Origin of the sequence: Paenibacillus sp. FSL M8-0334 (assembly GCF_038000405.1) — a bacterium.
GTDB lineage: Bacteria > Bacillota > Bacilli > Paenibacillales > Paenibacillaceae > Paenibacillus_AQ > Paenibacillus_AQ campinasensis.
Window position 1 is genome coordinate 1793295 of the sequence record NZ_JBBOCH010000002.1, and the last position, 20002, is coordinate 1813296.

The 20002-nt window shown below is 49.0% G+C and carries 23 protein-coding genes; 13 read left to right on the forward strand and 10 right to left on the reverse strand.

The features are described from left to right. Positions 1–69 precede the first annotated feature (69 nt). The 6 genes from MKX64_RS22220 to MKX64_RS22245 form a co-directional block, all read right to left on the reverse strand. A complete protein-coding gene (locus MKX64_RS22220) occupies positions 70–678 on the reverse strand; it encodes a response regulator transcription factor (protein ID WP_341037443.1) in 609 nt (202 codons plus the stop codon). Continuing rightward, positions 675–1784: a sensor histidine kinase gene (locus MKX64_RS22225; RefSeq protein ID WP_155618160.1), complete on the reverse strand. Its 1110-nt coding sequence runs from the start codon at positions 1782–1784 to the stop codon at positions 675–677. Before MKX64_RS22225 ends, MKX64_RS22220 begins: the two co-directional genes overlap by 4 nt. Before the next feature lie 49 nt (positions 1785–1833). After that, positions 1834–2517 (reverse strand): ABC transporter permease, encoded by a 684-nt coding sequence (locus MKX64_RS22230; protein WP_330163982.1) that lies wholly within the window; start codon positions 2515–2517, stop codon positions 1834–1836. After that, complete coding sequence (locus MKX64_RS22235; protein WP_155618159.1) at positions 2514–3251, reverse strand: ABC transporter permease; 738 nt, start codon at positions 3249–3251, stop codon at positions 2514–2516. The genes MKX64_RS22230 and MKX64_RS22235 overlap by 4 nt, the downstream gene beginning before the upstream one ends. Positions 3252–3253: 2 nt before the next feature. Further along, positions 3254–4198 carry an ABC transporter ATP-binding protein gene (locus tag MKX64_RS22240; protein ID WP_155618158.1) on the reverse strand — a complete coding sequence of 315 codons (945 nt, stop codon included), beginning with the start codon at positions 4196–4198 and terminating at the stop codon, positions 3254–3256. Between the two features lie 171 nt (positions 4199–4369). Further along, entirely contained in the window at positions 4370–5173 is an 804-nt protein-coding gene (locus MKX64_RS22245) for an AraC family transcriptional regulator (RefSeq protein ID WP_341037447.1), read from the reverse strand. A gap of 265 nt (positions 5174–5438) precedes the next feature. On the opposite strand from MKX64_RS22245, the gene MKX64_RS22250 reads away from it, so the two are divergent. From MKX64_RS22250 to MKX64_RS22260, 3 genes are all read left to right on the forward strand, one after another. Further along, positions 5439–6899 (forward strand): sulfatase family protein, encoded by a 1461-nt coding sequence (locus MKX64_RS22250; protein WP_341037450.1) that lies wholly within the window; start codon positions 5439–5441, stop codon positions 6897–6899. A 225-nt stretch (positions 6900–7124) separates the two neighbouring features. After that, on the forward strand, positions 7125–7982 hold the full coding sequence (locus MKX64_RS22255; RefSeq protein ID WP_445670852.1) for a formylglycine-generating enzyme family protein: 858 nt from the start codon (positions 7125–7127) through the stop codon (positions 7980–7982). Positions 7983–8169: 187 nt separating this feature from the next. Next, positions 8170–9258 carry a glycoside hydrolase family 88/105 protein gene (locus tag MKX64_RS22260; protein ID WP_155618214.1) on the forward strand — a complete coding sequence of 363 codons (1089 nt, stop codon included), beginning with the start codon at positions 8170–8172 and terminating at the stop codon, positions 9256–9258. Positions 9259–9474: 216 nt separating this feature from the next. Here MKX64_RS22260 and MKX64_RS22265 read toward each other — a convergent pair whose 3' ends face one another. Then, positions 9475–9723 carry a LysR family transcriptional regulator substrate-binding protein gene (locus MKX64_RS22265; protein ID WP_341037824.1) on the reverse strand — a complete coding sequence of 83 codons (249 nt, stop codon included), beginning with the start codon at positions 9721–9723 and terminating at the stop codon, positions 9475–9477. A 217-nt stretch (positions 9724–9940) separates the two neighbouring features. Here MKX64_RS22265 and MKX64_RS22270 point away from each other — a divergent pair, with 217 nt between their 5' ends. After that, complete coding sequence (locus tag MKX64_RS22270; protein WP_330163981.1) at positions 9941–10297, forward strand: c-type cytochrome; 357 nt, start codon at positions 9941–9943, stop codon at positions 10295–10297. Next, complete coding sequence (locus tag MKX64_RS22275; protein ID WP_155618154.1) at positions 10290–10721, forward strand: disulfide oxidoreductase; 432 nt, start codon at positions 10290–10292, stop codon at positions 10719–10721. Before MKX64_RS22270 ends, MKX64_RS22275 begins: the two co-directional genes overlap by 8 nt. Positions 10722–10779: 58 nt before the next feature. Here the strand turns inward: MKX64_RS22275 and MKX64_RS22280 are convergent, their stop codons facing one another. Next, on the reverse strand, positions 10780–11412 hold the full coding sequence (locus tag MKX64_RS22280) for an SCO family protein (protein WP_230875709.1): 633 nt from the start codon (positions 11410–11412) through the stop codon (positions 10780–10782). A 244-nt stretch (positions 11413–11656) separates the two neighbouring features. Between MKX64_RS22280 and MKX64_RS22285 the strand changes: the two genes are divergently transcribed. Genes MKX64_RS22285 through ccmA form a run of 5 tightly spaced genes read left to right on the forward strand, consistent with a single transcriptional unit; the run spans position 11657 to position 15494 of the window. Continuing rightward, positions 11657–12028 (forward strand): hypothetical protein, encoded by a 372-nt coding sequence (locus tag MKX64_RS22285; protein ID WP_155618153.1) that lies wholly within the window; start codon positions 11657–11659, stop codon positions 12026–12028. Beyond that, complete coding sequence (locus MKX64_RS22290; protein ID WP_230875708.1) at positions 12025–13356, forward strand: right-handed parallel beta-helix repeat-containing protein; 1332 nt, start codon at positions 12025–12027, stop codon at positions 13354–13356. The genes MKX64_RS22285 and MKX64_RS22290 overlap by 4 nt, the downstream gene beginning before the upstream one ends. Then, entirely contained in the window at positions 13353–13949 is a 597-nt protein-coding gene (locus MKX64_RS22295; protein WP_155618152.1) for a nitrous oxide reductase accessory protein NosL, read from the forward strand. Before MKX64_RS22290 ends, MKX64_RS22295 begins: the two co-directional genes overlap by 4 nt. Further along, entirely contained in the window at positions 13946–14767 is an 822-nt protein-coding gene (locus MKX64_RS22300) for an ABC transporter permease (protein WP_155618151.1), read from the forward strand. Before MKX64_RS22295 ends, MKX64_RS22300 begins: the two co-directional genes overlap by 4 nt. Next, positions 14760–15494, forward strand: coding sequence for a heme ABC exporter ATP-binding protein CcmA (gene ccmA, locus MKX64_RS22305; protein ID WP_341037456.1), 735 nt, complete (start codon positions 14760–14762; stop codon positions 15492–15494). The genes MKX64_RS22300 and ccmA overlap by 8 nt, the downstream gene beginning before the upstream one ends. 47 nt (positions 15495–15541) lie before the next feature. On the opposite strand, the gene MKX64_RS22310 is transcribed toward ccmA, so the two are convergent. Both MKX64_RS22310 and MKX64_RS22315 read right to left on the reverse strand, forming a co-directional pair. Continuing rightward, complete coding sequence (locus MKX64_RS22310) at positions 15542–16045, reverse strand: FixH family protein (RefSeq protein ID WP_341037458.1); 504 nt, start codon at positions 16043–16045, stop codon at positions 15542–15544. A gap of 25 nt (positions 16046–16070) precedes the next feature. Next, positions 16071–17486, reverse strand: a complete 1416-nt coding sequence (locus MKX64_RS22315) for a PepSY domain-containing protein (protein WP_155618148.1) — start codon at positions 17484–17486, stop codon at positions 16071–16073. 141 nt (positions 17487–17627) lie between these two features. Here MKX64_RS22315 and MKX64_RS22320 point away from each other — a divergent pair, with 141 nt between their 5' ends. The 3 genes from MKX64_RS22320 (at position 17628) to MKX64_RS22330 (ending at position 19677) form a co-directional block, all read left to right on the forward strand. Then, complete coding sequence (locus MKX64_RS22320; protein WP_155618147.1) at positions 17628–18143, forward strand: redoxin domain-containing protein; 516 nt, start codon at positions 17628–17630, stop codon at positions 18141–18143. A gap of 63 nt (positions 18144–18206) precedes the next feature. Further along, entirely contained in the window at positions 18207–19028 is an 822-nt protein-coding gene (locus MKX64_RS22325; protein WP_341037460.1) for a sensor histidine kinase, read from the forward strand. A gap of 4 nt (positions 19029–19032) precedes the next feature. After that, positions 19033–19677 carry a response regulator gene (locus MKX64_RS22330; RefSeq protein ID WP_230875707.1) on the forward strand — a complete coding sequence of 215 codons (645 nt, stop codon included), beginning with the start codon at positions 19033–19035 and terminating at the stop codon, positions 19675–19677. Positions 19678–20002 lie beyond the last annotated feature (325 nt).

Here is a 20002-nt window from a genome sequence, read left to right on the forward strand (position 1 = left end):
TGCTTAGCGAGTTAGCGGGGTTACTTATTTCGAATTGGACTAGAGAGCACGCTTGGTGCAAGGATGCACCTATAGCGATCGCTTCCAATAATAGATGGCGAGCTGGGTCCGGTCTCGAAGCTCCAGCTTATCAAGGATCAAGGATAATGTGTTGCGGACGGTTCCCTCGCTGAGGAACAGCTGCTGCGCAATTTCACGGTTTGAGCAGCCTAAAGCGACCAGCTCGAGAATGGTGGACTCGCGGGGAGTAAGTTCGGTAATCTCTTCCTTGCTTGGTCCCGTCAACGTTTTAAAAACTTTAGCATCCAGTATGGATACACCCGATGCCAGTGCGCGCAGCTGTTGGGCCATATTCGAAACATGCGTCGATTTCAGCATATATCCTTCCGCTCCGGCCAGAATGGCCAGGCGAATATTATGCTCATCCTGGAAGGTGGTGAGCATCATGATCTGTACCTGTGGCCAGCGGTTCTTGATTGTTCGCGTTGCTTGAATTCCGTCCATGCCCGGCATGCGTATATCCATCAGGACCATATCGGGCATAAGACGCTCGCAGCATTGAATGGCTTCGGCCCCGTCATTGGCCGTTCCGATAATTTCCATATCGTTCTCCCGGCTCAAAAGCAGCTCCAGGCTTTGACAAACGAGAGGATCATCGTCAACTATAAGCACCTTCACGTCAATCGCTCCTTTCTTATTGGCAATACGCATATGAGCTGAAATCCATTCCTATGATTCATCGAAATGCTTCCCCCTACAGCCTGCGCCCGTTGTCTGAGGTTGCGTAGTCCGATGCCTGGCTCGACCGTGATTTCCGGCGTCACCCCGTCATTATGCACGCTCAAGCGAATGAGATGTTCACTGCTGTCCAAGGAAACTTCGACATGCTTAGCCTTCGAGTGGCGTACGATGTTTGTTAGTGCCTCCTTCAAGCACGAGGCGAGAATGATCCAGAGGTAGGCTGGTACTTCGGAAGTATCCCCATAAACGTGCAGTTTGACCGGAAACGCTTGGAAATTTCGACAGATTTCCTCTAGATGGGCGACTCCGATAGCTCGTGCCGGCTTCAAATCATGCACGGTTTCCCGCAGTTGCCGTGAACTGGCTCTCAGACGGTTCATCGCCTGTTCCAGCATGCTGCCAGCTTGAAGGTCCCCTTCCTTTCGTAATTGTTCGTACGCCTGAAGCGCCAGGAGGGCGGCGGTCAATTCGTGACCGACATCATCATGCAGCTTGAGCGAGATCCGGTTGCGTTCCGTCAGCTCTGCGAAATGCGCGGTCTGCATGTTTGCCAGCAGCAGCTCTTCCTTGAGGCTCTCGAGCTCATACCGGTCACGTCGTTCACTGTCTGCCTCACGCCGGTAAGATGCAAGCTGCTTGGATCCGTAATGGAGGATGCCTCCAGCGAACATTGCCTGGATCAGGACAACCAATAACAAGAGCTCCACCTTAGCAAAAGCGACCACAACGACCGCAATGGGCAGAACGAACAACGGTTTATAGGCTCGCATGGCTTCAAACAAGGGGAGTGCCAAGCCGTAAGAGGCCTCTGGCCACAGCGGCATAACGGCGGTGCATACAGCCAGGTCGATCAGCGTTGTCCAAGTCGGCCATGAGAAGCGCCATCTAGCCAATGTCATATTGACCAGAACGAGCAGCAGGATCAACCCTTCATGCCCGTTGTCGCCGATAAACCAGAGCAAGCCCAGCAGCAGCAGTGCCAGGCTTCTCCATATCATATCGGCCATGCTCATCGGTTCCCAACGGTCCCTATAGCTGTGCATAAGCACCTCCTGGAAAGCATTCTTATTTCCTACATCGTATCATATCTTCCTAAGCGAGCCTTCTACGGCTTCCGATCAACAGGAAGGCAGCCGTAAACAGGATCAGAATAAGCAGCGGTGTCAGCTGATGCTTCCAAGGCCTGTTCTCTGCCGCTAGATCGATTCCATAGTGCAGCCAGTATGTGGGGACGATCTTGCTTATGCGCTGCAGCGGTTCCGGCGAGACCTCGAGAGGGATCAGAGTCCCGCCAAGCACCGCCATGATGGAAATGATGCCGAGCATGACGGCAGCAGAAGCATCGGGATGACGGAACCAGGAACACCAAGCAAGCGAGAAGCTGATGGCGGTGAAGGCGAAGAAACAGAAGATCATCCATAATTGAAGCAGATTCCCGAGATCCGGGCCATGGTAGAGCCATCCGCCTCCAACGATCAGGATGGACTGGACGATGAGCAGCAGGGAGAAGGCCAGCAGATTTTGAGCAGTGTAGGCAGCGTGTGTAATCGGTGCAACGCCGATCCGATTCAGTATTTTGTTCTTTCGGTCCTCCATAATCATATGGACCAGCTTAGAGGCGAAGAAGAGCTGCAGTAATCCGTAAAATTGAAACCCCAAAGGATAGCCGTCATAACCCCGGGGAAGCAGGATGACCACCATCGGCAGGCCGAGCAGCAAGAGCAAGTTTCCCCAGCTGCGAATGCTCCGCTTTAGCGCAAAGGCGAAAATCGTCACCCGAGCCTCCTCCTTCCTAGAATGAAGCTGATGATCATAAAGAACGCAGTGATTCCTGCGAGCAAGGCTAAGGATACGCCTGCCCTCGCTGCATCGCCCTCTGGCAGCATCCCGGTTACAGCCCGCTGTCCAAGCATTACCGGATTGCCGTAGGAGGACATCCAGTTAAAAAATGCATGGTCCGGCAGCGGAAACATTAACCCCGTTAAGACAAGCAGGCCGAGCCCGATGATTTCGGACACACGTTCAGACAGCTTAAAGCTTTTGATCGACAGTACCAAAGCCAGATGGATAAACTGCGCGAATAAGGAAAAGACCGCCAGTACGAGCAACACCCACCCGAGAGAACCCCATTGCACCCCGAACACCCATTTCGTGAACAACACCATAACGAAGCCCTGAAGCGTGCTGAATAAGGCGCAGGCCAGGATAAGCGAAGATGAGTAGAACGCAACATGGATCGGGAGCGAGTACGTACGCCATTTTCGCGTCTGCAGCAAATCATCGTTCAATAAACTCATAAGATAGGTGCCGCCGAAGAACTGAACCGTAAAGATTGTAATCGTTGTCATCCAATCGATGCTCGGCACCCCGTCCATCCCTTCAATCGGACCGGTGATCACCGTGCCGATGACGCTGATGATAATCAGCGGAAGGACCAAGAGCAGCAGCTGGCCGATTGGCTCGCGAATTAAACGGAGCAGGGAGAAGTAGGTCATTCTGAATAACAGCATCCTCAATCCTCCTTGGTGTCGCGCAATTGTTTTCCTGTCAGCGTGAGAAATACGTCTTCAAGTGAAGGCTGATCCGCATGAATCGATATAACGCCGCCCGCGCGTTTGGCTAAGGAGAGGATGCGATCCAGATTTCCAGCCCCAGCCTGTGAAATAATCTGCAGCTTCGATCCGCTTCTGTTGACCCGCTTGACTCCGCCGAGCTGCTCAATGGCACGGATAAGGTCGTCCGTAACCTCCATAACCTCCAGCTTGATTTTCTCTTCGTGATGCAGGTTTCTCACAAGTTCCTCAATGCTTCCCTGGGCGATAACATGACCTTGATCCATAATGAGCACCCGGGACGCGATCGCCTGCACCTCTTCCATGTAGTGGGTCGTATAGAGGATGGTCGTGCCCCGGCTTTGCAGGGTTTGCACGGATTCAAGAATGTGGTTCCGTGACTGCGGGTCGATGCCAACGGTGGGCTCATCCATAATCAGAAGCTTCGGATCATGAATGATAGAACAAGCGATGTTCAGTCTTCGCTTCATTCCTCCGGAAAACTTCTTGGGGCTCTTATTCGCCTGCTTCTCTAGTCCGACGAATTCAAGCGTCTCCGCAATCCGCCGCTTCAGCTCGGCTCCCTTCAATCCATAGATACCTCCGAAGAAAGCAAGATTCTCGCGGGCCGTTAAGTCTTCGAACACGGTAATCTCCTGTGTTACCAATCCAATCTTCCGTTTTATATCCAGCATCGTTCCGGACAGATGCTCGCCAAACAGTTTGATTGTTCCGGAATCGACTCTGATGAGCCCGCACAGGGCATGAATCATCGTCGTTTTGCCCGCGCCATTGGGTCCGAGCAGCCCCACAATTTCACCTTCTCCAATTTCCATATTGACGTGATCCAGAACGCGATGGTCCCCGTACCGCTTCACGATATCGGACATTGCTGCAACGGCCATCAATTTCTCTCCTCTCATATGCATGATTAACAACATTATGGCAAGGGAGCAGGGACTTTCATAGTTACATTTGTAACGGAATCAAACCCGAAGTTCGGTAACGCATAGAAGCATGGCGATGGCCGATTATACCGGTCCAGAACCCCGCGGACCATGATACTGAGAAAGAACTTACGTGAACAGAATGGATTCATCCGATAGATCCATTTGGTGTATGTAGCTGGAAGGCGACAAGCCTGTCTGTTTTTTGAACATGCGATAAAAATAAGATGTATCATAATAACCCAAATACTGGGCAATGTGGGCAATGCTCATATCCGAATGAAGCAGCAGGCGACACGCTTCCTGCACGCGCAGCTGGTGCATATAGCGAATGGGAGAAAGGCCGTATACCTCCTTAAAAAGGGCAGCCGTATAGCCCGGCGAACGCTGGACTAATCTGGATAACGACTCGATTTCGACAGGTTCGCGGTAATGCTCCAGCAGATACGATTTGATGGTGTCCGCGTAGTATCGCTTGTTCGGTGCTACCTCCGTCTTGTCAAGCTCGCGGGCCAGCATGCCGATCAGCTCCTGCATAATGCCCTGGCAGATCAACGTGCGGTAGCTTTTTCCACCCCGCATTTCCTCGTACAAGCGCTCACATCGGCGGTAAGCATATTGGATATGGGACAGGTTCATTTTCATAAATCGTCTCTCATCCAGAAACGGGATGCCCGTGGATTCTGGGTGATCGAGTGTAAATAAAACGGTAAACTTCTGATGCTCGGTATCGTTCCAATTACCGCCGCTTCGTCTGGTTGATTGCGGGATAAAAAGCACGTCTTCTTGTTCCGCAATCACTTCTTCTTCATTGATTTCGTACCTCACCTTGCCACTCTTCACCACAACAAGGACATTGTACGCAATCGTCTCCAGCTGCGTCCGCCAATTCGGGATGTTATCGTCAAAATTTACGCTCATCAATTGGAACAAATTTGAGCACCTCGCAGTGATTTTATACCTTAAGCCTAGCATAACCTTGCAAGCTCTGAGTAGGTAATCGTTCGTTTCAGTCATCTTTCGGAATGAAATCGTATGGGAATCGTACAACAAAAAGATGAAATGTACATCGACGCTGCATAAATCGCGGACTATAATTTCAAGCAATGATATAGCATGGTGCGAATGCTTACATCTGTTCATGGAGTAGTCTTTCAACTAATATCGTGAATTCAGAAGAGGAAGGAAGAGTGTGCCTATGAGAGTATTATTATTGGATCTGGATTCGACCAGACCGGATCATCTTGGCTGCTACGGTTATCATCGCAATACGTCCCCGAACATTGACCGAATTGCTGCAGAAGGGGTGCGCTTTGACAATTACTATACCTCTGACGCACCTTGTTTTCCTTCACGAACCGCGTTAATGACCGGCAGATTCGGTATTCATAACGGCGTTGTTGGCCATGGAGGCACAGCAGCCAATGTGCGGCACGAGGGCAAGACCCGGGATTTTCGCGACAAGCTGGCTTCGGATAGTTTTCCAGCGTTGTTCCGCCGAGCCGGCATGAAGACCGCATTGATCAGCCCGTTCGGAGAACGCCATTCAGCATGGACCTTCTACGCGGGATTCAATGAAATGTATAATACAGGTAAAGGCGGCATGGAATCTGCGGAGGAAGTATCACCGGTTGCCCTGGACTGGCTGGAGCGGCATGCGGATGAGGACAATTGGATGCTGTACTTGAATTTCTGGGATCCACATACACCGTACCGTGCACCCGAATCGCTAGGGAATCCTTTTGAACACGATCCACTGCCCGCCTGGATAACAGAGGAGGTGCTTGAGGAGCACCGGAAGAAAGTCGGGCCGCATGGAGCCAACGAAATTAATATGTATAATAATGATATATCCCCTGATTATCCGCGGCATCCTGGCGAGATTCAGTCGATGGATGATCTTCGCAGGATGATTGACGGATACGATTGCGGCATTCGCCACATGGACGAGCATATCGGTGCCATCTTCGAATTGCTGGAACATAAAGGGGTCATGGATGACCTGGTTGTCATCATTACTGCAGATCACGGCGAGAACATGGGGGAGCTTGGGATTTATGGCGAACACGGAACAGCGGATCAGGGCACTTGCCGCATTCCAATGATCATTCGTGGCCCGGGTATTGTGAAGGGACATACAGATCGCGGTTTGCATTATCATCTCGACCTACTGCCTACGATGGCTGAATACATGAATATGGCACCTGCGCCAAGCTGGGATGGAAGGAGCTATGCCGAAAGCTTGCGAAGCGGCGGGTGCAGCGGTAGAGAGTATCTCGTAGTGTCCCAGTGTGCCCATGTCTGTCAGCGGAGCGTTCGCTTTGGGGATTGGCTATACATTCGGACGTATCACGACGGCTTTCACCTGTTCGACAAAGAGATGCTGTTCCATATCACCGAAGATGCTCATGAACAGCACAATCTGGCTTCTCAAAGACCGGATCTCTGCAGGGAGGCCGTCTACCTGCTGAACGAATGGCATGATCAGATGATGTCCACGATGCCGTTTGACGTGGATCCGTTGTGGACGGTCATGAAAGAGGGAGGGCCTTATCATGCGAAGGGACATCTCCCGAAATATATCGAGCGCTTGAAGAATACGGGCCGGGGCGAAGCGGTGCCGGAGCTGATGCGACGTCACCCTCAGGAGTTTGTATAGAGGGTATGATAGAGTATCGATCATCGAAGCGGGAACATTCGCACCAGCATCGTTGTCCATCGTCTGTACCAAGGGTTGAAGGAGACAAACATGAGAGAAGAACATTCATGCTGCGCCGGTTCGAGATCCGCGGGGCAGCGGACAGAAGTCGATACGAAGGATCAATCCGTCATATGGCAAGAAGGACATCGTGATCGTAAGGTGTCCTCGGATCTTCATACCAACATGATCGCCATTCCTGGAGGCACGTTTATGATGGGCACAGATTCGCAAGAAGGGTTTGCAAGCGATGGCGAAGGCCCAGCACGTCGGGTGACGGTGGACGGGTTCGAAATGTCGCCTTATGCTGTAACGAACGCAGAGTTCCAACGATTTGTTGAGGCAACCGGATATGTGACAGAGGCCGAGACGTTCGGGTGGTCGTTTGTGTTTGAAATGTTTGTATCAGAGCAGACCAAAGCGAAGGTAGTACAGGTGCCGCAAGATACGCCATGGTGGCTGGTCGTGGAAGGGGCATACTGGGCGGCGCCAGAGGGCGTGGACTCCAATATCGAAGCGAGGATGGATCATCCGGTCGTGCACATCTCCTGGAATGACGCGATGGCGTATTGCCGATGGGCCGGCGTACGGCTTCCGACGGAAGCGGAGTGGGAGTATGCAGCACGTGGCGGGCTGGAAGGAAGAACCTATCCTTGGGGGGATCTGCTCAAGCAGGATGGAAAGTTTCAGTGCAACATATGGCAGGGGAAATTCCCGGTCAAAAACAACGCCAGCGACGGATATGTCGGTACTGCGCCGGTGGATGCCTATTCACCAAATGGCTACGGACTATACAACCTGTCCGGCAACGTCTGGGAATGGTGCAGCGATTGGTTCAGTCCGTCCTATCATCGACAGACATCTGCCGTAAATCCGCATTTCTCAGAGGCCACCGGCAGAAGGTCCATGCGCGGCGGATCGTATCTGTGCCACCGATCCTATTGTAATCGGTACCGGGTTGCGGCTCGAAGCGGGAATACGCCAGACAGCTCAACAGGGAACTGCGGCTTCCGCGTTGTGAGGGATATAGGGATAAAAGGCTAATTGAATTGAATTGATACGCAAGCATAGGCTCTCGTCCCCTAGGGGAAGGGAGTCTTTTTTGATGGCATGCAGGTCAAATCTGCTAGTTTATCGAACATATAATTAAGAGAATTCAAGGTTATGGGTGGGTAACGATTACGCTGAGTTCCTTTCGCAAGCAGGGCTCTATAACGATTGGAGGACAATGATGAATCTGAAACTGGAAATGACGGCCGAAGATTTAAAGCAGACGGCAAAGCGGGTTGCAGATTATACGTTCGGGATGGATTTGACATGGGACTGGCCAGGCGGCGTTGCGTTCTATGGTGTCAGCCGAATGTTTGATGTAACTGGCGATCGATCCTACCTGGAGCGGATGGTGGAGTGGGTTCAGGAATATGTAGAAGCTGGCATACCGGAGAAGTGGACGGTGAACACATGCGCAATGGGGCATATGCTGCTCACCCTGTATGAACAGACGAAAGATCAACAATATCTGGATATCGTGCTGAGCAAGATGGACTATCTGCAGTTGCATGCTTTGCGTTTCGGGGATCGGGTTCTCCAGCATACGGTGTCGTCTAACAATGATTTTCCGCAGCAGTGCTGGGCCGATACGCTGTTCATGGCGGCATACCTGGAACTGCGTGTCGGGGTGCATCTTGGTAATCAAGAGCTCATCCATGACGCGCTGCATCAATATGAACGTCACATCCATTACCTGCAAGATGAACATTCCGGTCTGTGGTACCACGGCTACAACCATGTCACACAGGATCATATGTCTGGGATTCATTGGGCACGCGCTAATGCCTGGGCAGCCTATACGATGTCGCGCGCCGCGCGGGGTCTTCCGGAAGGCTATCTATATCCTCCAATGATGCATATATGGAGTTCGTTGCGCGATCAGCTCGCAGCGATCAAACGACTTCAGCATGAGGACGGCCTGTGGGGCACTGTGCTCGATTACCCGGAAGCATACGGAGAAGTGTCCGCCACAGCAGGGATCGCGGCTGCAATGGTCATGCAGGGCAACCCGCTGCACGCGAAATACGTTCGCAAAGCATTGGGCGGTGTACTCGCCAATATTGCGGACAACGGACGGGTCTTGAACGTGTCCGGGGGAACAGCGGTCATGAAGGATATCGAAGGTTATCTTGGCATTGACCGAAAATGGGCGCAAGGATGGGGGCAGGGGCTGGTGCTTGCCTTCCTGGCAGCGGTGATCGAGCTTGTCGAATCGAAGGTGGATCGGGAGCACAACAATAGCAGCGATCAAGCGGACCAATCTCCATAGAAAATATAAGGGCTGGTCCTAGAAGGACTGCATTGAAATAGTCCAGTCTAAATCGCCGCACGTTGGACACCGTCAGTATAAAGCGCTCCTTGAGCAATGGGGGCGGTCAGGTTGCTAGCGGAACACAAACCAAATGACGCAAACGAAGTCGCGAGAATCGCGACTTTTTTTTGTATAAACGATACTGAGATTGACGAACGCCTCTAAATTGGTGGATCACACCGTATTGAAGTTGAATTGATGAATGTGATCCTTCAGGATTTCGGTAAACTTGAGAACAGCTTGCGCCCTGTATTTCTCCTTATGATATATAAGTCCGACTTGTCTTGTTAAGGGAACGTCTACTATACGAAGCAGCTTAATTCCCGGTCTGTTCCACTGCTTGATTAAAGTTTCCGAAAGGATAGATCCTCCAGCACCACTTTCAATGAGATGGATAATGGAATCGATCGAATCGGTCTTAATCCTGCTTCTGTAATTGCTGTTTTCTTGGCTATTCGATCAAATAAAGGGGGGCCGCCTTCAAGTGCTTTAATCTGATGGCTAAGTGTAGCTGTGTCACTCCCATCTTCTCGGTTCAATGAGGTTAATGAATCACTTCTGTATAGCCCTAACGAGTCATTTCATTTACATAACAATTAAGAGAAAATGAGAGAGTCAAGATTATATCAGATGGAGTTGAGTGAAGATCAAATATGACCGCTTAATATATGCCTTCGCTATATTGACCACAGGATTAATAACCGCGTGCAGCAGTGTTGGGAGTGATGAAACGGCAGCCTTTATAGAAGATGACCTTCCCCCTGTCTATAAGCAAAACTGCTTATCCTGTCACGGCAATCAGCTTCAAGGAAGAGTTGGGCCAAATATACAAACAGTTGGAAGCAGGCTTTCGGAGGAAGAAATCAGCCGAATTGTGACGGATGGTCAAGGTGGCATGCCTTCTTTCGGTAATCGTCTGGAAGAGGAAGAGATCACTTCTATAACCCGCTGGTTGATGGAACAAAGTCAGGAAAGGGGAGAAATGCAAAATGAATAAAACGGGAATGTGGTTATTATTTGCCTGGGTGGTATCACTGACAGCAACTAGTGGCAGTTTGTTTTTAAGTGAAGTCTGGCATTTCATTCCATGCGAATTATGCTGGTATCAACGAATATTCATGTACCCCTTAGTTATTGTTTTGGGAATCGCTGCTTATCGTCAGCGGACAGAGATCCTTCCTTATATTCTGCCTCTGGTTGTCATAGGGGGAGGGGTTTCAACATATCACGTGATCATTCAGAAGCTTCCTCGAAATTCGGATTTTGCAGCGTGTGGGCCTGTATCCTGCCTAGATGACTACCTTAATTGGTTCGGATGGTTGACCATCCCGATGCTGGCACTCGCAGCATTTCTTTTGATAGCTATATCTTTATGGATGGCTCTTCGCTCAGAGTCAACCACCACACAGGAATCATTGTGAAGGAGGGAATCCTGTCATATAGGCTAGCCTTCCTGAATTGACAGAGCAGCAGAGAGACTTATAAGTCCTTCTGCTGCTCTTTTAATAATGTGTCGATGTCCTTCAAAATCTGTTCATTCTCCATATCTTCACCCATTCGGTAAATAGCACGGACACGCTGCTGTCCATCGATTAGCAACAGGGAGGTAATGGAATGTGCAAATAATCCATCGTCCAGACGAACTATAGATAGGTTATACTGCGCGGCCAGTTCTTTTACTTTCTCTTCTTCCCCACGAAGTAACGACCATCCGCTTTGATCGATGCCTAACCGTTCTGCGTATTGCTTCAACACCTCAGGCGTGTCGTTATCAGGATCAAAAGTGATGGAAACAAATTCGACTTCATCGCCAAACGTTCCCTGCTTCTGTAGTTCGTTCTGAAGTGCGACCATATTGATGGTCGTAGCAGGACAAATGTCCGGACATCGGGTGAAAATGAAGGAGGTTAGTCGTACTTTTCCATCATAATCATTCTCTGTTACGGTTTGTCCATGAATATCTAATAAAGTAAATTCAGGTGAATTCATTTTCACCGGCAGCGCAGCTTGCCGAAAATAGAAACCGAACAATAAGTATCCGACAGCAATCATGCAAATCAATGCAAAAACAAAGGCATATGTGCGCCCGGACAATTTACGAGCATTGCCCAATGTGGCTTCACCTCCGATCTGTTAGTCAATGGCGACTTTATTGTATCGGAAAGGTTGAAGTCTTTCCATGACTCCTTAGGGCTACAGGTTAGGCGCAGGGCTTCATCTATCACTGTTATTTATTTCCACGACACAAAGCTGTCGATGTTTCCTCACTAAAATAGCTCTTTCGAGTTATAGGGTGAAACATTGAATCTTGCTACAATCTGAAAGATAAGTATTGGCAAGGAAAGGTGGTGATCGTATGAAGGCCCAACTCGTTCGTCTCTTGGCTGTATTTGCTGTGTTGATTATCGTTATCGCCTGTTCTCGAGAAGAGCCTGTTGATTTGGAAGCTGTCGATGTTGAGTTGTCCACGATGCCGGAGACAGTCAAGGCGGGTCATCCGGTGGAACTGCGAGCCACGGTTACTGGAATGACAGTGACAGACAAAGCGCGGGCTACTTTTGATATCCGGGTCGGAGATCAACCGCTGCTCCTTGACGCAGTTCATGAAGGAAATGGTGCGTTTAGCGGCACATTCACCTTCCCGGATCAAGGAGTTCAAGCTGTCTTTATCCACTTGTATGCAGAAGATATCCATATCACTAAGAAGAAGCAGGTCGAAATCAAATGATGACATTTCGAAACGTACGGGTTTTTTTTTGCATACTCGGGGCTGTGTTCTTCTTATTGAACGGCAGTTCAGCAAGTGCGGAAGACCAGCGGCTAAACCTGCAAGCCATTGTGGACCAGGCAAGGCCAGGTGACACGATTCTCCTTAAGCCTGGTATTTACCATGGCCCGGTTATCATTAACAAACCGTTGACCATTCGGTCAGAGGGAGAAGTGCCTGTAGAACTGAGAAATTCGAATGACCTTCCAGTTCTAACGATTCATGCTGACTATACAACGGTTAGTGGTCTTCACATCATTGATGAGAAGGTGAAGGAAGAGCCGACAGTGCTCGTTACAGGTCATAATGCTATTCTGGAGGGCCTGAGCATCCGAACTGCAGGAAACGGGATTATGGTGCGGGATGCAGATGAGGGCACCCTGGACAATTCTGCAATCATCGGGATTGCAGAGGGAATACGAATGGCCGACAGAGGCAATGGCGTGGATATATTCAACGGTCATCGGTGGAACATAACGGATAATACGATTCGCAATGTACATGACGGCATTTATATGGAAGGCAGTGACGACACCCTGGTTGTCGGCAACGTGATCGAACAGTCCCGATATGGTGTCCACTGTATGTATACCCATCGTACGATCATCCAGCGCAATGATAGCCATTTGAATGTGACCGGTGCGATGATAATGACCGCTAGTCATGTATCCGTGATTGGGAATATGTTCACTAAACAGAGCGAAAATGTGAATTCGCAAGGGATTTTACTGTATGACACGCACGAGTCTACTGTAAAGGACAATACGGCCTACGGAAATCGAGTTGGCTTGTATGTGGAACTATCGACCGGCAATATTCTGGAGAATAACAGAGTGAGTTCTAATTTTGTTGGCTTACAGCTGATTGAGTCGAGTGGCAATACAATTCAACGCAACCAGTTTATTGCTAATGTGGCAGACGCCCAGGCTCGCGGCAGTGAAGAGAATAATATCTCGGAGAACTATTGGGACAATTTCCGGGGCATCGATACAGATCGGGACGGAAAAAGCGAAATATCATACAGTATCAACCCGTTTTTTCAAGGCTTGGTACAGAAACGACCGGCATTCCAATTATTTTTTCAATCGCCGGGTATGGTGTTTCTGGAGGGCCTCTACGAAACGGAGAGGGAACGCTGGACAACCGACACGGCCCCGCTAATGGTTCCGCCTGATAACGAAACGTCTGCAGGAGATCCTGAAGGTGCAGCGATGACTGGAATTGCCGGAATTATATTATTGGTGAGTACAGGCGTATTATTTATATGGATGAGGAGACGAAATATATGAGAAAAGGACTCAGACGATCTGTATGGGTGATAGCGATGTTGCTGTTTTTATCTGCATGTGGAGGAGAAAAATATGAGCCACAGGCTATAAACGAGGAGACCGATGTATGCGTCATCTGCAAGATGGCGATTAAGGACGACGAGTATGCAACACAAATTGTTACTAAGGACGGGCAATCGCTTAAATTCGACGATATCGGTTGTTTAAACACATGGAAAAAAGAGAATGGAACGGATACGATCGGAGCCGCCTTCGTACGAGATTATAACACCAAACAATGGCTCCGTTATGAGAAAGCTTATTACGTCTATGATCCTTCCTACAAAACCCCAATGGCATATGGAGTCGTATCGTTCGAGAAAGAAGTGGATGCCAAAGCCTTTATTGAGGAACAAGGCACGGGCAAGTTCATGACGGCAGAAGATCTCACTAATCATTCATGGGAGGTCAATCGTGAGATGATGGATATGGTAGGAACTCACGGCCATGGACATGATAAGCACCATGATGAACAGTCTGAGCATGCCCCTGATGAGCAGGAAGAGCATTCCAACGAAGCGGGACAACCCGCTTCTGGAGGACATGGTTCATGATTCAAATGGGTTATGTCGCCGTCAGAGAGATGAAAATCGGATTTCGAAATCCTTGGGCCTATTCTTTCATGGCCCTATTCGCCGTATTCATGTTAAGTCTGTTGATGATCAATGCACAGGATTATGTGAGGGGATATTCCGGGATTAGCGGCACCATGTTAAATTTGGTTTTATATTTGCTGCCTCTAATGGCCCTTATGCTAGGTTCATTCTCCTTGACCGGAGAGAAGGAGGAGGGCAACTGGGAGCTTCTCTCGACGTATCCGCTAGGAACATGGGCATTTCTGGGTGGAAAATATATTGGACTGTCGGTCGTACTTCTATCCATAGTCGCGTTCGGATTTGGACTGTCCGGGGCTGCAGGCTGGTTACTGGGCAGTGGATTCGATCTATTAACGTACAGGCAATTACTGATCTTGGCTTCCGGTTTGTCTCTGTTTTATCTCGGAATCGCTATGTTGATCGGCACGCTCGCCCGCAACCGATGGCAAGCGCTCACGATCGCAGTAGGCGTCTGGTTCTTCACAATCATTGCATGGCCGTCACTCCTCATTGCGTTACTGGGCATGTTGCCTTATCTCTGGATTAAACCGGCGCTAACAATACTAACTATCTTTAATCCTGCCGAATTGACACGCTTATTCACCGTCGTCAAATTAGGAGGAGGCTCGATGCTTGGCCCGGAATACTATAAATGGATGCTATGGATTCGCTCTTTCTGGGGCACTCCCGTATTTATCAGTGTCATGTTCGTCTGGATTGCTGCTGCTTTGGCTATAGCTTATGGATTATGGGAAAGGGGGAGAGGTCGTGAATGATTACCTGGTTCGACTCGATTCGGTTCATAAGTCTTTCAGAGGAAAAGTCGTCATTGAAAAAGTACACCTTGATATTGCTCAGGGCGAAGTGGTCGCATTGTGCGGAGGTAATGGTGCAGGAAAGAGCACGCTTCTGCGCATGCTCGCAGGGATTCTGCAGCCAACAAAAGGAATTATCACTGTAAACGGTCAAGCATGGCAGAATAACCGAGAAGACTATGCCCGAGACATCGGATATATGCCGGATGATTACCGCTTTAGCCCGGGATTAACGGCACTGGAAACCATGCTGTTCTGGGCAAGGCTTCGGGGATATGGGAAGGCTCGCGCGAAGGAAGTGCTGTCGATGGTCGGTCTATCAGATACTGACAGCAAACCCGTGGCTTCCTTCTCGAAAGGCATGAGGCAACGAGTATTATTCGCACAAGCATTACTGGCGGAGCCGCCCCTTATCATGATGGACGAGCCTACCAATGGCCTTGACCCATACTGGATGGATACGTTCATCACGCTCGTCCGGCAGGCGGCCGCAAGCGGCCAAACGATCCTCTTCTCTACTCACCAATTGGAAATTGCCGAGGCGCTGGCGGATCGAATCGTATTTTTACGAGATGGGAACGTAGTGCTGGACGGAAAAATAGATGATATTCGACAGACAGGCGGAGCCGTGGGCATGCATGAGGCTTTTAGAGAACTGTTTGGGATAACCGCTGGCAATCACTCATAGCGAAGCAGGCAGCAGACCCCGCATAAGGGCACACTGCCTGCTTCGGTTTAGTGGTGATGGCCACCGCCAGATTCGTTTGCATCCAGCCCAGCTGGGGACTGATGTTCCAGCTGTTCTAGACGCAGTATGGCATCTTCGCCAATTGCAAAGCGTTTGGAGGGCATAGCTTCCAGCGTTCCCGACACTACGTGACATCGAACTCTGTATACACCTTCGCTTTCAGGGCGGAAATCGGCGGTGTAAATACCGTTGCTGCCTGACTCGGCAGCAGCAACGAAGACCGATCCATCGGCGTGTTCTTCCGACCAAAATTCAAAGTTTACCTGTGCTGTTGCTACAGACGCTCCCGTCTGCTCAACCTTAGCTTGAAAACGTCCAATCGATCCGACCGCTAGATCGGCCGGAAGCTGCAAATCTACGGTTAAGTGAGGGAGGATACCATGCTCGTCCGTAGATTCGTTCTTAGCGGTACATCCGCTAAGAACGAATGCAGTCATCACAAAAAGAATGATTACAGGCACGGCAATGTTGAAACGAAACGATGATTTCATAAACGCTCTCTCCTTTTATGCCGAATTAAGCTGAAAACCAATGCTTCAACGCGCGAATTCGGCGAATGATAAGTAAATCGAGCAGGAGAACGATAATAAGAGATAACCCTACTAATGGCATCAGAACACCTAGGACAAGCATAATGATCATAACTCCAATCGTAATCCGACGATCTTTGGGTCTTGCCGGAGCTCCCAGTTTGCCTTGGGGTTTTCGTTTGCGCCACATGAAATACGAGCTGACGACCATGAGCATGATGCCTATACACGTAATAAGACCGAGTATTTGATTGGCCAGACCAAAAAGACGTCCTTCATGTAACGCAATGCCGAGGGTAACTCCTTTGGCCATCAGCCCGTAATCCTTGAAACGAACATCGGTAAGCACGGCGCCGCTGTATTGGTCGATGTGCAGTGTGGCATCATTTCCCGGCTTGGTGTGGGAGGTGGAGACCGTATAGACGCCTGTTTTGCCTTGAGGCATGGAAATGGTGTACGGTAGATTAACTTGTTGTTTATCGGCAATCTCAACCACATCCTGCACCGCAAGGGGGACATAATCGCCGAATGCGGATGTGGGTACCGGAAGATTCTCCGTTGCCCATGGTACATCGTTGGCAACATCCTTGGTCACGGTAACCGAAACCGGCTTGTCCATAAAACTTAGCGCATAAGGCGGATAATTGGTGTTTGTGGCATTAGCTAGCTTGTCGATTTGGCTTCCAAGCACCCCAGACCATGGCAGCCCCGTTGCTATGAGAACCAACATGCATAGGGAAAGCCAGAAAGCAGGGACGGCATGAAGATCACGCCAAAATAGACGACTGCCAGGTTTACTTAGACGCGGAAGAATCGTGCCCCATATTGCAGATTTGTTCCGCGGCCACCATAGATAAAGGCCGGTAATTACCAGAATGACAGCCCAGCAGGCTGCTAGCTCAACCAATCGGTTCGCCCATGTTCCCCCGATGACAAGCTCGCTGTGCATTTTTTTGAAAAAGGCAGAGAAGGTCTCATCGCTATTCAAGATCCCGGTGATATTCCCTGTGTAAGGATCCGCATACATGGTGGTGGATATCCCATTGCGGATGGCTGTCAGTTTAACGGTCAACTCCGGATCATCGGGAATTGTAACGGATGAAATCGTGGTGCCGGGGTATCCGCTCAAGGTCTTTCCGATGATGGCGTCGGCTGTCATAGCGTTTGTTCCAACGTTTTGAACCATCAGCATATCCTTGTACAGATAGCCTTCGATCTGCGGTTTGAACAAATACATGGACCCGCTGATAGCAAGAATAAGCAAGAACGGGGCGAAAATAATGCCGGCATAGAAATGCCACCTCCAGACGGCTTGATTCAAGGACGTGAACAGCTTGGAGGTTGAAGGTTTGTGAGAATGAGTCGATGACGGCTTGGATGTTGGGGTATCAAACGCGTTCATATTGTCTCCTTCTTATCAAATCTAAATATCATCTGCTTCGACGGTAAATTATAAATAAGTTAGGCTGCTATTTCTATGGCTCTTTAGAGTCAATAATATAGAGGGGTTGTCTAATTTGTGAGCGAGGAGGATGGATTGAATATGAAAATTCGCCGATGGATTCATTATGTTTTGCTGATTGTTTTCGTCATGGGAGCCGTATACTCTGTGTCGCATTTCTACGTTTCGCCACGTAGTCATGCTGTTCCAGGAGCGTCTGCTCCTGCATTCTCATCATTAAACTTGGAGGGGGAAGAAATTGATCTGACGAATTACGAAGGGAAGGGAGTTATACTTAATTTCTGGGCATCCTGGTGCAATCCATGTGTCAATGAGCTACCGCTGTTGAACGAGGCATATAGGCTTACCGGTGTGGAAATGCTTGCTATCAATGTTGGTGAGAACAAAGAAACAATACAAAGATTCGTGGATCGGTATGAGCTTGAATTTCCGGTTGTGTTAGACAGCGATCTGAAAATCAAACAAAAATATCAAGTGGTTGGAATGCCACTCACTGTCGTGGTTGATGCAGACGGTACCGTTCTGGAAAGACACGAGGGGGAGCTGACAGAGATGGAGGATATTTTATACTTAATGGACCAAATCAAGGGAGATTAATCACTGTGTGGGTTAAAATGAAGGAACATGCATCTTTTATCTTCCCTACAAGGAGAATGTCTTATGAGCTATAAACAAATCAAATGGCTAATTCTTACGATACCCACGTTGACCATCGGGATCTGGGAATATGTACGGCATGAATTTTTGCTACCGTATATTTCGATGGAGCTTGGAAATTGGCTTGCCCCTGTTATTGTACTTCTGGTCTCCCTACTATTTCTTACACAATTATTTTCTTTGATTGAGCATAACCAGGAAGAGCTTAATCGCGCGAAAGCGGTACGAGCCGTTTTAGAGGAACGGGAAAAAATAGCGCGGGAATTGCATGACGGCATTGCGCAATCTCTGTTTTTTATTAACGCGCAAATAACACAATTGGATCGAATGGATCAAGGGAACGAGCTTCCTTTACACAAATTAAAAGAGAGCGTGCATCGTACTAACGACTATGTCAGACAAGCCATCGCCAATTTAAGGCATGAGGCTGATGTAAATAAAAACCCATGGTTGCAGGGGATAGAAAGTCTTATCGATGAGCTTCGGCAGGAAACCACTATGGAATTCGAAACATGCTGGGATATTCCGGAATCTCTGTTGTCTTCTAAAGAAAAAGTGGAATTATTTGCGATCATTCGTGAAGCACTGCTCAACATTCACAAGCATGCAGAGGCGAAGCAAGTCCGAATTGAGGCATATGCAACGGTTACGGGGTGGTTGTGCCAGATTTCTGATAACGGAAAAGGGTTAAAGCCGGAAGATATGATCGCGAGCAATCAGTACGGAATTAAAATGATGCGCGATCGCGCCAACGCAATGTCCTGGAAAATGAACATTACACGACAAAATGGGGAAACCCTGGTTCAAATTCGAAAGGAGACATGATAAATTGTCGAAATTCCGTGTGTTGATCATCGACGATAGTGAAATGGCCAGAGAAGGAGTCCGGTTAATCCTGGAGAGTGATCCTGCCTTTGAAGTGATTGCAGAGGGCAGAAGCGGGGAAGAAGCCTTATCTTTAAGTGAGCGCTTTATGCCGGATTTGATTCTAATGGATATTCAAATGCCGGGAATGGGCGGATTGGAAGCGACTAAGAAGCTTAAAGAAGTATATCCTTACGTCAAGGTTGTTATGGTTACCGTGTCAGACGATATTGCTCATTTGTTTGATGCGCTAAAAAAGGGGGCCCAGGGTTATCTTTTGAAAAACATGGAACCGGAAGCATGGCATGAGTATTTGAAGGCGGTTGCCATCGATGAAGCGCCGGTGACACGTGAGCTGGCCTTCCGGATATTGAAGGAAATGTCCCCTTTGCGTGCAGATAGGCTGCAGGAACACCCATTAACCGAACGGGAACGCGAAATCCTGGTTCTTGTAGCGAATGGAATGAGCAATAAGGAAATATCAAGCCAGCTTAGCATTTCCGAGCATACCGTAAAAAATCATCTGAAGAATATTCTTCAAAAGCTACATCTGGCTAATCGAGTTCAGATCGCCCGGTATGCATATGAGCATGGTTGGGTAGGCAAATAATGAGGGATGAACACCCCTAACCAGCTATCGGTCGATGACAAATTCACCTTGAATTTCAGTGGTGCCATAAATGTACAACCTCTTCTCCGTGTGGGAGGTAATCATTTTCTGCTTTTGACAATCGTGTAATTCCTCCTTTGACCACGAAAGAATATTACTCTCGGGAGATGGAATCTTGAATCGAATCCTATCCTATAACTTCCCCGATACGTACATCAGACACAGCCAATATGAACTGAAGCTGAAAAACATTTAGCAGCGATTTGGATCGGCAGGATGATGCGTTCCGAATTATGCATTGCTCATACCGAGGAAGAGCCCCAAC